Source organism: Phycisphaeraceae bacterium, from assembly GCA_020639155.1.
GTDB lineage: Bacteria > Planctomycetota > Phycisphaerae > Phycisphaerales > UBA1924 > JACKHF01.
In genome coordinates, this window is sequence record JACKHF010000001.1 from 882,877 (window position 1) to 895,618 (window position 12,742).

At 56.2% G+C, this 12,742-nt stretch carries 12 protein-coding genes; 4 read left to right on the forward strand and 8 right to left on the reverse strand.

Annotation, left to right across the window (positions count from 1 at the left end; genetic code table 11):
* Window positions 1-54 precede the first annotated feature (54 nt).
* Window positions 55-1,137, reverse strand: coding sequence for an aspartate carbamoyltransferase catalytic subunit (locus H6815_03825; GenBank protein MCB9859558.1), 1,083 nt, complete (start codon window positions 1,135-1,137; stop codon window positions 55-57).
* A complete protein-coding gene (locus H6815_03830; protein MCB9859559.1) occupies window positions 1,137-1,712 on the reverse strand; it encodes a shikimate kinase in 576 nt (191 codons plus the stop codon). The genes H6815_03825 and H6815_03830 overlap by 1 nt, the downstream gene beginning before the upstream one ends.
* A gap of 32 nt (window positions 1,713-1,744) precedes the next feature.
* On the opposite strand from H6815_03830, the gene H6815_03835 reads away from it, so the two are divergent.
* Together H6815_03835 and H6815_03840 are read left to right on the forward strand one after the other, a co-directional pair.
* Window positions 1,745-1,993, forward strand: coding sequence for a hypothetical protein (locus tag H6815_03835; GenBank protein ID MCB9859560.1), 249 nt, complete (start codon window positions 1,745-1,747; stop codon window positions 1,991-1,993).
* Window positions 1,994-2,258: 265 nt separating this feature from the next.
* A complete protein-coding gene (locus H6815_03840; protein MCB9859561.1) occupies window positions 2,259-3,488 on the forward strand; it encodes a PEP-CTERM sorting domain-containing protein in 1,230 nt (409 codons plus the stop codon).
* A 98-nt stretch (window positions 3,489-3,586) separates the two neighbouring features.
* Here H6815_03840 and H6815_03845 read toward each other — a convergent pair whose 3' ends face one another.
* Window positions 3,587-5,269 (reverse strand): trypsin-like peptidase domain-containing protein, encoded by a 1,683-nt coding sequence (locus H6815_03845; GenBank protein ID MCB9859562.1) that lies wholly within the window; start codon window positions 5,267-5,269, stop codon window positions 3,587-3,589.
* Window positions 5,270-5,685: 416 nt separating this feature from the next.
* Between H6815_03845 and H6815_03850 the strand changes: the two genes are divergently transcribed.
* Window positions 5,686-6,882: a hypothetical protein gene (locus tag H6815_03850; GenBank protein MCB9859563.1), complete on the forward strand. Its 1,197-nt coding sequence runs from the start codon at window positions 5,686-5,688 to the stop codon at window positions 6,880-6,882.
* An 82-nt stretch (window positions 6,883-6,964) separates the two neighbouring features.
* Here H6815_03850 and H6815_03855 read toward each other — a convergent pair whose 3' ends face one another.
* The 5 genes from H6815_03855 to H6815_03875 are packed head-to-tail and all read right to left on the reverse strand — an operon-like array spanning window position 6,965 to window position 10,397.
* Window positions 6,965-7,186, reverse strand: a complete 222-nt coding sequence (locus tag H6815_03855) for a hypothetical protein (protein MCB9859564.1) — start codon at window positions 7,184-7,186, stop codon at window positions 6,965-6,967.
* A gap of 4 nt (window positions 7,187-7,190) precedes the next feature.
* Complete coding sequence (locus H6815_03860; protein MCB9859565.1) at window positions 7,191-7,679, reverse strand: DUF1579 domain-containing protein; 489 nt, start codon at window positions 7,677-7,679, stop codon at window positions 7,191-7,193.
* Between the two features lie 28 nt (window positions 7,680-7,707).
* A complete protein-coding gene (locus H6815_03865) occupies window positions 7,708-8,142 on the reverse strand; it encodes a hypothetical protein (GenBank protein MCB9859566.1) in 435 nt (144 codons plus the stop codon).
* A gap of 30 nt (window positions 8,143-8,172) precedes the next feature.
* Window positions 8,173-9,252, reverse strand: coding sequence for an FRG domain-containing protein (locus tag H6815_03870; GenBank protein MCB9859567.1), 1,080 nt, complete (start codon window positions 9,250-9,252; stop codon window positions 8,173-8,175).
* On the reverse strand, window positions 9,252-10,397 hold the full coding sequence (locus tag H6815_03875) for a class I fructose-bisphosphate aldolase (GenBank protein ID MCB9859568.1): 1,146 nt from the start codon (window positions 10,395-10,397) through the stop codon (window positions 9,252-9,254). Before H6815_03875 ends, H6815_03870 begins: the two co-directional genes overlap by 1 nt.
* Window positions 10,398-10,592: 195 nt before the next feature.
* Here H6815_03875 and H6815_03880 point away from each other — a divergent pair, with 195 nt between their 5' ends.
* Window positions 10,593-12,644, forward strand: coding sequence for a metallophosphoesterase (locus tag H6815_03880; GenBank protein MCB9859569.1), 2,052 nt, complete (start codon window positions 10,593-10,595; stop codon window positions 12,642-12,644).
* Window positions 12,645-12,742: the final 98 nt, after the last annotated feature.

The window sequence follows — 12,742 nt, forward strand, 5'->3', positions numbered from 1 at the left end:
TCCTTGTTCTGGAGTACGTGTTGTTCGCGCACCATGCGGGAACAGAACTTCCCTCTATTTTATACCCGTTTCGAGGGAGTGTGCGAGCGTTTTTTCCAACACAGCCATCCGTACTGCCACGCCGCAACTAACCTGATGCCAGATGATCGACCTTCCACCGTCGACGACGCTGCTCTCAAGCTCGATGCCACGATTGAATGGCCCCGGGTGCATGACGAACGCGTCGGGCCTCATGCGTGCTGCACGCTCCGTTGTCAGGCAGTATCCCGCGGTGTAGTCTCTCACAAACGCGTCGCGCTCGCTCTGGTCATGGCTCTTCGCGTCGATGTGACGCTCGAACTGCACACGGAGCATCATCACCGCATCGGCTCGCCCGAGTTGTGCATCGAGATCGTGTGTGACATCACATTGCCCGGGCGCGAGAGACTCGAGCGACTTCGGCACCATTGCTTCCGGGCCGCAGAGTGTGACGTGCGCGCCCAGCGATGTGAGCGCGTGGGTTGCTGATCGCGCAACGCGCGAGTGCAGGATATCGCCCACGATGAGAATGCGCCTGCCCGAGAAATCGAACCTGTTGTCGATATCGAGCGCGTTCGCGAGCGCGAGCGAGTCGAGCAGTCCCTGCGTCGGGTGCTCGTGCGCCCCATCACCCGCGTTGATGACGGGTGCCTGCGTGCGAGCTGCGACAAGATGAGGTGAGCACACCTGCGAGGCGCGCATGACCAGCACGTCGGCTCCCATTGAGCGGATTGTGCGCGCGGTGTCGACAATGGTCTCGCCCTTGTTGGTCGACGAGTTTGCTGCTGAGAAGTTCACATACCGTGCGCCGATCCGATCGGCTGCGATAGCAAAGCTGTTGCACGTGCGCGTCGAGTGCTCGAAGAACAGCAGCGCGACGGTCATGCTGGAGAGATGCTCGTTGCGCATCTGCGGTCGCATTGATGGATCGAGCACAGAGGGCAGAAACTCACGCGCCCTGACGAGCAGCGTTCGGATCGCACCGGGTGTCATGCCGCGCAGCTGCAGCAATGATCCCTCGCCCCCCACCGCTTCGAGATTCTGCTCTGTATCGACGTTGCGATTCGGATCAAAGGCTCGGGCGAGCGTAAAGATGTCGTGCGGATAGGTAGTAGTCATCAGGCTGATGATATCGCACGATCCCATGCGTGCCAGATATCGACGATCTGGCTGACCAGTTCCTCGATCGGCTGGTCGGCCATGACCATCTCGCACGCGAGCGAGCGATACAGCGGATCCCTCGCCGAGAGCACCTGGTCGATCTCGTCGAGCGGGTTCTGCCCCACCAGTGCCGGCCGATCGGCGGTTCCTGATGCAAGCACACGTTGACGCAGCAATCCGGCATCACCATATATATAGATGATGCAGCACCTGCCCGCCGACTGTGCTGCGCGGAGCAGATCGGCTGCACCCGGCGCGGTGGGCGTGCCACCACCAAGCGCAAGAACCAGATTTGATTCGAGCAACAGCTCGGCGAGCGCATCCCGCTCGTGGGATCGGAACACGTCCTCGCCATGGTCGCGCCACGCATCAGCGATGGTCACAGCACCCATCCGCTGCTTGACCACGTCATCGAGATCAACCGAGCGATGGATCGGGAACTGCTTTACGATCAACTTTGCAAGCGTGGACTTGCCACACCCGCGCAGGCCGATGAGCACAAGGGACGACCGGATGGAACTGGGTGATGTCACGATGGAGCATACGAACCTACTACACTGATTGCATGGGCGATGATCCGAAGCAATCAACCAACACGCCACGTGGCACCAAGCCACTCATGCGGAATCTCGGCGAGTTCTTCGGGCACATCATCCACGGGATCAGAACTCCAGCAAAGCCAAAGTCGCAGACTCACGAGGTTCGTCGTGACACCGAGGAAACCACCCGGCATGAGAATGGGCAGAAGATCACGGTTCGTCGAACGACGATCGAGGAGATCGAGGTGTCTGATGAGGATGTCCACCCAAACTGATGCAGGGTTTTTCCGGCATTTTCTGCGCGATCTGTTGGTTTTGCGCAGTTTCTGCGCCAGTTATCGGCTTTTGTCTGGTTATTAGACTTGACTTTTACTGGGAAGGCCTACACTCGCCGCTTCGCCAGCGGATGAGATGGGCGCGTCACACATCTCAGCCTCGGGGGCTGGCAACCTCGCGCTGCATCGGTGCAGCACGGGAACCCTCACGTGACGCAAGGGACAAAGATCCATGTTCAGTTCGTACAGCATTCGGAAGAGCCGCTTGATTGGCGCGTCTGCATTGCTCATTGGTCTGGCTGGAAGCTCGGCAACTGCTCAGTCTTTCAAGTTGATCGGTGATCTTGCTGGCGGGACCAGCTTCAGCACTGCTCTGGCGATCTCTGCGGATGGCAAGGTTGTTGTTGGCAAGAGCAGCGGCAGCAATGGATTCGAAGCAATCAGATGGACCGAATCCGGCGGGGTTGTCGGGCTTGGAGATCTGGCTGGTGGCATCTTCAACTCTGAAGCCACGGGCGTGAACTCCAACGGCTCGGTTATCACGGGAACGGCGAACGGTCCCAATGGCAAGGAGGCATTTCGCTGGTCACAAGCGACCGGCATGATCACGCTCGACGCAACGATACCAAACTCAAGCTTTGCGGGTGATATGTCGGACTCAGGTGCGGTTGTCACCGGGTACATCACCGGCGGCGTGCAGAGCTTCGAGGCGTACCGCTGGACCTCCTCAACCGGTATCGTCGGACTTGGCGATCTTCCGGGCGGTGAGGTGTACTCGGTCGGCACAGCCGTTTCCGCCAACGGCGCAGTAATTGTTGGCTCATCCGCGGGCATCAACGGCACGGAAGCATTCCGCTGGACACAGTCAGCGGGTATGGTCGGGCTTGGGTTTCTTTCCAACTTTGAGTATGACTCAGATGCTCTGGCTGTGAATCCTGACGGCTCTGTCGTCGTTGGTGTCAGCCTGACTGCACTTGGGCAGGAAGCATTCCGTTGGTCGCAATCTTCCGGCATGATTGGGCTCGGCGATCTGGCAGGCGGCCTGTATGGCAGCCAGGCGTGGGGCGTGTCGGACAACGGTTCTGTTGTGGTTGGTCAGGGGCTGACCTCAAACGGAAACGAGGCTTTCATCTGGGACACGACCCATGGAATACGCAACCTCAAGAGTGTCCTTGTCAGCCAGTATGGTCTGGGTTCACAGATCGGTAGCTGGACTCTGACCCGCGCAACTGCAATCACCGGCGACGGCAAGATCATCGTTGGCTCTGCGACAAATGCTGCGGGTGACGTTCGTGGATTCATCGCAAACCTGACTGAAAGCACCTGTTATGCTGATTGCGATCAGAACGGCACACTGAACATCTTCGATTATGTGTGCTTTGGCAGCTACTTCGCTGCACAGGTCAACGCGGTTGCTGATTGCGATCACAACAACGTGCTGAACCTGTTCGACTACATCTGCTTTGGGAACGCATACTCCGCAGGTTGCCCGTAAACACGTTTTCTCCTGAGCGCGTATGAACGCGTTGCGGGCTCCTGGTCAACACGACCCGGAGCCCGCTTTCCTTTTTGTATCAAGGTCTTCGATTCAGCTTACGGCGTGATATCAACATATCCGCGCAGGTACTCGCCGCTTTCCTGCCGGACAATGCCAACACGCGCCGCCTCACCATTCTTCAGTCGATCTGCAGCAAACACAAGGGTGCTGACCGACTGCACTGCTCGATGGTCGATCTGCTCGATGATGTCGCCGGAGCGAAGCCCTGCTCGCTCAGCGGCACTGCCTGCCTCAACCTCGTATACAAGAGCGCCGTTCACACCATCACGCTCCAACTGAATGGGCAATCTATCCGGGAGCTCAATGACCCACATGCCAAGGTTTGGCACATCGATTGCGCCGACTTCTTTCAGCGATGCGATGCGTAGATCGCCGAGTTGCACAGACGTTGTGCGGAGCGCGCCGTTTCGCACGTACTCAACACTGACGCTCTGTCCCGGAGGCGTGATCGCAATGAGATTCCTCAGTCTGTTGACCGTTGGCGAGGGCTTCCCATTGAACTTCACAATGATGTCACCATTGCGCAGTCCTGCACTATCCGCTGGACCACTTTGCACAACGCGTTCGAGCGCAACACCGCCACCCGAGCTGTCGTACGTTGGAATGCCCATCTGGATCGCTTCGGCGTAACTCAGTTCAGCGCCCATGTTCACACCGAGGTACCCACGCCGAACGGTGCCGCCCGAGATGATCATCTCCATCACCGGCTGCGCGATGTTACTTGGAATGGCAAACCCCAACCCAATGGACCCGCGTCCTGTTGTCGCAATCTGCGAGTTGATTCCCATCACATGCCCGCGCAGATCAAGCAGCGGCCCGCCCGAGTTTCCCGGATTGATTGCAGCATCGGTCTGGATGAAATCTTCATATGTATTCATCTCAGCGGTTCTGCTGCGCAACTGACCGGGATTCAGACCCGCGCGTCCTTTCGCACTGACAATGCCCGATGTCACGGTGTTGTCGAGTCCGAGCGGATTCCCAACCGCAACAACCCAGTCCCCCACTTCCAGATCGTCCGAATCGCCAAACTGTGCGGATGTCAGACGATCTGCATCAATGCGCACCACCGCAAGATCGGTTTGCGGATCGCGCCCAACCAACTGTGCCTGCACATCTCTGCCGTCGTACAGATGCACAACGAGATCATCACCGGTACCAACAACATGATTGTTTGTTACGATATACCCACCCTGATCGTCGGTGCGCATGATCACGCCGGTGCCAAGCCCAGCCTGCTGCCTTCGCGTACCCATCGGTTCTGCCCCCCACATGCTGCGGCGGACGAGTTGTACCTGCTCGTATGTCGTAATATGGACAACAGAAGGTTCTGCCACCTTCGCAACGTATCGGAATGCTTTGGAGAGTGATTGGGCCTGTTCGATTGCGCGATCTGTTTCTGGATCGAGCGCCACGTCCGGCTGGACAAGTTCAAGCACTGGCTCAGCAACCACAACACCCTGCTCGACATCTGCTTCACGGGTCTTCCCGCGTGTGAAGACAGCATTCGCGCCCGCGTTGACACCACCGGCCACGCTCCGCGCGACTGCATTGCCCATTGCCACGCCCGACGCAAAACCATGACCGACACCAAAGGTCAGCCCGAAGATCAGCCCGCACGTGAGCTTGGAAGCAAAGCTGGTTGTGTGTCTGATCGGAGCAACTGCTGTATCAAGCAGCGATTCTGGGGTGTGACGAGCCTGGAAGAACGATTTTTTCATATGCCAACTCCTTCGAAGAAAGCATGTTCCTGCCGCGCTGGCAGCCTCTGACGCGGTGCCATGCGTACATGTACATCTCTCAGATGCTCTTGATGCACATAATGTGCCAATCAGTCATTGTCCTATAACTTAGTCCTGCGGGCCATACCGATGGGCTTCACAATCGATGTTGGGCTTTGTACAAGGGGAGCATCTCCAGACTCCACACATGCGGATACGAGTGTGCCCAGCGCACATGTCACTTCCAATAACAGCCGAACACTGTGATTGTTTCTGTGCATTTTCAGTGTCAGAACAATCCCATCATCAATAGAGCAACCACGTTCAACTGTGTGCAGTATAAACAGGGTGGCGGGAAACCCGTACCGAAAGCCGCACCCATGCCAGCCGAGAGTACTGTGAAAACGATTGCACACGTGTCATGCGTTGCACTGTTCTGCTGCAGCGCTGCAGCCCAGAACTGCACATCCACTGCCCTGCCAATACCGCAAGATTTCTCTACAAATGGAACTGTGTACGAACTCGGCATTTGGGATCCTGACAATGATGGATCGCAGAACGAAATGCTGGTCGTTGGAGGATCATTCACATCCGTTGGGAAGCAGCCGATCGCCAGTCTTGCACTATGGGATGGCGAACTGTGGCATCAGATCGGGTTTGGATCGCCGATTCCACAAGTCGAGCGCCTTGGGGTGTATGAAGGCAATCTGTTCGTATCGGGTCTCGTCAGTGGATTCCTCGCCGAAACATGGCGTTGGGACGGCACAAGCTGGCATTATGTGCCTGTACCGACACCGCTTGGAATCGCGACCTGCTTTTTACAATATCAGGGGCGATTCTTTGTCGCATCAAGCGATCTTCAATCAGAAGTAACTTCGTTCTGGCAGTGGGAAAATCAAGCATGGGTCCCTGCACAAGGAGGGTCTGTTTACTCAACAATCAACATATTTCGTGAGTACAAAGGCAAGCTGTTTGCAGGTGGAGGCTCCGCATCGCTATGGAATACTGGTGGTGTGAAGGTGAATGGTATCGCAGAATGGAACGGTGAGTACTGGACACATCCCGGCTTTGGTATACCTCGTTTCACAAACATTACTGCTCTCGGCACGCATCAATCAAAGCTTTTCTTTGGCGGCACCGCTCTCCCTATCAGCACGTTCGATGGGCATAATGTCCAGCAACTGCCTGGTAGCACACAGTCTGCCTACGCGTTCCACTCACATGAAGATGTCATGCTGGCTGGAGGTCGATTTCAGGAAGGCATCTTGTTGTGGGACGGGGTAGCATGGCAGTCGATCTTTGGCGGCATTAGTTCATCAACCACACCAACGAGCAGCGTTATTGATATGCTGGAATGGGACGGCATGATCATTCTTGCTGGCACCTTCGATACTGCCTTTGGAAACCCTGCTGGCAATCTTGCCCTGCTCGATATCAGTTGCCTGTGCGCTCCGGATTGCGATCAGAACGCAGTGCTCAACATCTTCGACTACATCTGCTTTGGGAACGCGTACGCGAGCATGGATCCGTACGCCGACTGCGACAAGAATGGCTTCTTCAACGTATTCGACTACATCTGCTTCGGGAATGCCTATGCAAACGGATGTCCATGACATTCTGTCTTCTCTGAAGCGCACAATCAACGATTCCGGCAATTCCAATGCGCGATGACAGAGCAGGAGCCGCATGCGACCATCAATGCCCGTCGTCTATGCTGCGTTTCCGATCGGGAGCTTTCGCTTTGTGTTGATGTTGATACACCAGGGGCCCAACAATCCAGAGCACAAATACAAGTATGAAAATACCCGCAACAATGTCGTAAACGATCGGAAACCCGATCATTTGTGACAGCGCTTTCGCTCCCCACAATAGAAACGCTACCAAACCAGCAACAAAGAGAAACTCAAAGACATTCACGCGATCACTTCGTGCGCGTCACGGTCATCTTCATGAACTCCATCCATGACCCGTCGTTGTTCTGCAAGCGCGAGGTCAGCGTGCGATGATCGTCGTCGATAAAACGCACCACGTCCTGGTACTTTGCCATCACGTTGGGATCGTCAAAGCTCGGGCCCACGGTATCAAGCGTCAGCGTGCGCGTCGCGCTATCGAGCGAACCGTCGTACAACCACATATGCGTCATGACCGATGCAATGAACGAGCCGACGAAACGATTTTTCATCGGGTCGTACCCGAGTGTGATGATGGACTTCATATTGACGTCGCATCCGGGCATCATGCCGTCCCATTCACCAACAACCCACAGATCGCCGATCTTGCGCACACTCTCGGTGCCGGTGCCTTTCATGGGTGGCTGGTCTGGTCCCATGACCGCCTCACTCTCGAACGTCCATTCACCAACCATCTTTGTGAGAAGTTCGTGCTCTGGTGTTGCTTTCGGGAACTCCATCGTGTGCTCCATGTTGGGATTGGCGGTGTTACTTGATCTTCACCCTGCTCTGCAGGTTTGTTGCGTTGACGGTAGGCTCGTGGAAGAAGTACGAGAGATTCCTCGATTCGTTCGCATTGAACCGCAGCGTCTGCTCGCGTTCCCACTCGCCCTCGGACGACGAGAGCATCGCTGTGATTGTGATGTCTCGCGATGACTCAGACTCGTTCGAGACAACGCACGTCACCTCGATGCCATAGTCCGGCTCGCCGTTGATCACGCGCATGCTCTCGACGGTCTCAATGGACGCGACCTTGATAGATGAGTTCGCGGAGTTCTTCACACCCGCTGCGACGCGATCAAGCACGCCGCGAATCTGATCGCTGAAGATGAACGCGAGCGCGATCAGGACGACAAGCATGATGCCACCGAAGACCGTGGCCTGCTTGTCGTTTATTGTGCCTTTGGAGGATTTCTTGGGCATGCGTTTCACTCCAACACGATTACCTGCAGCTTACTCGATTGTAGCTGGTGGCTTTTTCCACAACGTGTTCATCATTTCAACTATCTTGCCAGGATACGGCATCAATCGTGGCAGATAGATCCGTCGATTTGAGATCATTTGCAACAAATCGTCTACATGATCCGTACTCAAAGAAAATTTAATAACGTTATTGTCGGGCAGGACTTCTTGAAGATCCGGCCACTTGTTATGTATTGTATAGTATGATTCCGCGAACCGCCTGAACAAAAACAACCCATCTTGTGCATGCATGAATGGGTTATGCATTCTTGTTCCCTCTACCACCCCAATCTCATGCGAAGCATTGTTTCGTACTGATTTTAGGTCGATCGCCAATATCGACAAGCAACTATTACTATTTGGTTTGTGTTCGACAGAAAACTGTTTGTGTGACCATGCTGCCCAAAATGCAGCGATTCTGATATCTGAAGTTACATCTAAGAGTCGAGATGGAAACTCATAATGCCGTGCGATGCAGGATATTTCAAGCAGATACTGCAACGACAAGTTGCCTGCAAAGTGGCCATTTATAAGTTCTTGATCCAAAGGCCAAAATAAATGATTTCTTATCATGTTTAGTGAATGGCAAACTGTATAGTCACTAATCTGAGATTGAACATCACTAAATCTAACCGGGCGTGCCACAGTCAGCCCGATATCATTCAGTTCTTCAGAGAACCGACATAGCGCCATCAGTTCAGCAACCGAGTGCGTCAGAGCATGCTGATGGCTTTGCAGCTTTCGCTCGAGTTCCTCGGGCGGCAGTGATTGTGCCCTCACAGATTTTCTATAGATGCTCGTGCTCTCCTTGATAAAAGTGCTCGAATATGTCTCTGCTTGCTCCCAAAAATTTGGCCACACTTGTTTTATGTCAAACTTGCCACGCCAAACTGTTGGTTGCAATGACCATGCTGCATCTCGCTCACCGCGAAATACCCAATCAGGCGCAACGCTCGAATCCGCACTTGTAGCTGAAGTATCAACAAGCTTCTCAAGTTCATTTAATAACTCTTTTGCACTCTCACAATGACGAGTGCAATACATCTTCTGTGCCGTCGTCTTAGGTGCCATTATGCCACCGTGACAGAATCATCCAGATAGACGTCCTGGATCGCGTGGAGCAGTGCTGCGCCCTCTGCCATAGGCCGCTGGAAGGCTTTGCGCCCTGAGATCAGTCCCATGCCGCCAGCACGCTTGTTGACGACGGCTGTCGCGACAGCATCCGCCATGTCGCCCGCGCCGTGGGACTCGCCGCCGGAGTTAATGAGCGGCACGCGCCCCATGAACCCGTTTGCAACCTGATACCTGCACAGATCGATGGGGTGGCCGCCTCTGCCGCTCTCGTCTGAGCCTGCGAGCTTGGTGTAGACCTCCTTGCGGAACTTGCCGTAGCTGGAGTTGCCCGAGTTGAGCGCAGCGTACCCGCCGTTGAGCGTGGGGAGCTTCTGCTTGACGATGTCCGCCTGGATGGTTGCGCCGAGATGGTTTGCCTGACCGGTGAGATCAGCAGCAGTGTGGTAGTCGACGCCGTTAACCTTGAACGCGTTGTTGCGCAGGTAGCACCACAGCACGGTGACCATGCCCAGCTCGTGGGCGTGCTGGAACATCTCCGCGACGTACTGGATCTGGTTTGTGGAATCATCCGACCCAAAGTAGATGGTCGCGCCAACCGCGATCGCGCCCATCTCGAAGCACTCGGTGATCGTGCCGAACGGGATCTGCTTGAACTGGTTTGGATAGGTGAGGAGTTCGTTGTGGTTGAACTTCACAAGGAACGGGATCTTGTGCGCGTACTTGCGCGCCACAGCGCCGAGCACGCCGTATGTCGAAGCGACGGCGTTGCAGCCGCCCTCGATCGCAAGCTTCACAATGTTCTCTGGATCGAAGTAGATGGGGTTCGGCGCAAACGAGGCACCAGCCGAGTGCTCAATGCCCTGATCGACGGGCAGGATGGAGACGAACCCCGTGCCCGCCAGGCGACCCGTGTTCAGGATTGTCTGGAAGTTGCGCAGGACAGCGGGCTTGCGATCGGAGCTTGCAAAGACGCGATCGACAAAGTCCGGCCCGGGGAGATGGAGATCGGCTTTGTTGATGGCGTTTGAGGTGTGGCCGAGCAGATCGGTTGCGCGATCGCCGAGCAGCGTTGCGATGTCCGTGCCTGGCTTGCAGCAGTCTGTTGTGTTGCAGCAGGTACGGTTGATGGGAGCGGCTGTCATTGTGGAAGTCGCGGTTGTCATCGATGTCTCTCCGTCGTGTGGCTTGGGGACGCTGCAGAACCTGCCCGAACACAGTCCAGCCATCAGCGGACGCACGATTCAGAACGCGCGAAAGACGCGGAGCGCTGGCATCCATCCTAGTCCTCGGAGCGAAAAAAGCCCACAGGAATGGGCTGTTTGCTCTACACTGGGCATATGAAAGCCAAGCATTTCTGCACGAATCACATCGTTGCGATCGCGTCTCTGCTGACGATCGCTGGTCCGGCGTTTGCCCAGCCGAACGATCTCACGCCGAACCTCATCCACAATCGGCACACCCACCATCACAACCCGAAGCACGAGGTGGTGATGCCGGGGAGTGACGGCGAGCACAGATCGCGGTTCTTCACCAACCGCATCAGCGACATCGTGCTCCCCCTGCCCGAGGAGAAGGACGCGTACACCTTTGTTGTCTTCGGTGATCGCACCGGTGGACCGGCGGACGGCGTGAATATCCTCGCTGATGCGGTGCGCGATACGAATCTGTTTGAGCCGGACCTTGTCATGACCGTTGGCGATCTCGTCGAGGGATACAACACAACCGGGCCGTGGATCACGCAGATGCGCGAGTACAAAGCAATCATGGACGAGCTGCGTTGTCCGTGGTTCCCGGTCGCGGGCAACCACGACATCTACTGGCGCGGCGATGGCAGACCTCCGCAGGAACACGAGACCGAGTACGAGATGTACTTCGGCCCGTTGTGGTACGCGTTTGAGCACAAAAACAGCTTCTTCATCGTGCTCTACTCCGACGAGGGAAACCCCGACACGGGCGAGCGTTCCATCAGTAATCCGGCATCGCAGGTGATGAGCCAGGAGCAGTTCGACTGGCTCAAGTCCATGCTTACACAGGCGAAGGACGCTGAGCACGTCTTCCTGTTCCTGCATCATCCGCGCTGGCTGCGCAACAGCTACGGCGACGACTGGGACAAGGTACACGAGGAGCTCGTCAAGGCAGGCAACGTCACAGCCGTCTTCGCTGGGCACATCCATCGCATGCGCTACGACCCGAAGGACGGGATCGAGTATGTCTCGCTTGCGACGGTTGGCGGCGGACAGAGTGAGGTGGTGCCCGACACCGGCTGGCTGCACCAGTACAACATCATCACCGTGCGCAAAGATCAGGTGGCGATGGCTTCCGTTCCGGTGGGTGAAGCGCAGAACGTCCGCGAGATCACCGGCGAGTTTGCTGATGAAGCATACAACCTCGCGACGCGCCAGCTTCCTGTCGCGGGCATGATCGAGCTCGATCGCACCGGCTCTGGTTCTGACGACATCGCTGTCAAGATCACGAATCCGACGCGCTATCCGATCGAGGTCACGGTCATCCCGGATTCGGCGGATTCACGCTGGGTGTTTGCACCCGATCATCGGCACGCGAAGATCGAGCCCGGCGCGACAACGCAGTTCGCGTACAACATCGGTCGACATGCGCACGCTGCGGATCACACGTTCCGTATCGCTGAGTTTGTCGTGGACGCTGACATCCTCGCGCCGACATTCCGGTACACGATTCCGACGATCCATGCGTCGATCCCGATGACACTGGACATGCCAGCACCGTTGCCAAGCAAGGCGGAAGAACTGGCATGCACGCTTGACGGGAACGGCGATTACCTTGAAGTACCCAGCGCAAACATCGCGCTGCCCGACGGCCCAATCACGCTGGAATGCTGGTTTAATCCGCGCCGCATGCAGGGACGCACGGGCCTTGTCACAAAGACGGAGAACTCCGAGTACGGGTTCTTTGTGTCCGACGGCACTCCATCGTTCTCCATCTTCCTTGGCGATGCGTATGTTGACGTTGCTGGCGAACGCGGATCCATCACCACAAACACGTGGCACCACATGGCTGGCGTGTACGATGGGAATCAGGTGCGTCTGTACCTTGATGGGAACCTCATCGCATCGCAGGATGCGCACGCATCACGCAGAACAAACAATCTGCCGCTGCTCATAGGTGCCGATGTCACACGCAATGGCGACGGCACGTCGTTCTTCAACGGACAGATCGACGAGGTGCGCGTTAGCACAACCGCGCGGTACCACTCGTCGCAGTTCCCGCTGCAGCGCAGGTTCACACGCGACGACGACACAGCTCTGCTCATTCACATGGACGGAACTATTGGCCCCTGGACATACGACGAATCCGGACACAAGGCACATCCGTTCATGAAGGGCAACGCGGAGCTGATTAGCGCAAGGTAGGAAACACTACAAATATTGATTCACTACCGCCCGGGTTTTTGTCCCGGGTTTTTCGTTGCATGAATATCATCGCACAACCTGTACCTGAATAGCGGAGC

Excerpts from the sequence above, each read along its gene's own strand:
- H6815_03860 (MCB9859565.1), bottom strand. The coding sequence starts at position 7,679 with ATGGAGTTCCCGAAAGCAACACCAGAGCACGAACTTCTCACAAAGATG.
- H6815_03880 (MCB9859569.1), top strand. The coding sequence starts at position 10,593 with ATGAAAGCCAAGCATTTCTGCACGAATCACATCGTTGCGATCGCGTCT.
- H6815_03865 (MCB9859566.1), bottom strand. The coding sequence starts at position 8,142 with ATGCCCAAGAAATCCTCCAAAGGCACAATAAACGACAAGCAGGCCACG.
- H6815_03875 (MCB9859568.1), bottom strand. The coding sequence starts at position 10,397 with ATGACAGCCGCTCCCATCAACCGTACCTGCTGCAACACAACAGACTGC.
- H6815_03825 (MCB9859558.1), bottom strand. The coding sequence starts at position 1,137 with ATGACTACTACCTATCCGCACGACATCTTTACGCTCGCCCGAGCCTTT.
- H6815_03835 (MCB9859560.1), top strand. The coding sequence starts at position 1,745 with ATGGGCGATGATCCGAAGCAATCAACCAACACGCCACGTGGCACCAAG.
- H6815_03870 (MCB9859567.1), bottom strand. The coding sequence starts at position 9,252 with ATGGCACCTAAGACGACGGCACAGAAGATGTATTGCACTCGTCATTGT.
- H6815_03845 (MCB9859562.1), bottom strand. The coding sequence starts at position 5,269 with ATGAAAAAATCGTTCTTCCAGGCTCGTCACACCCCAGAATCGCTGCTT.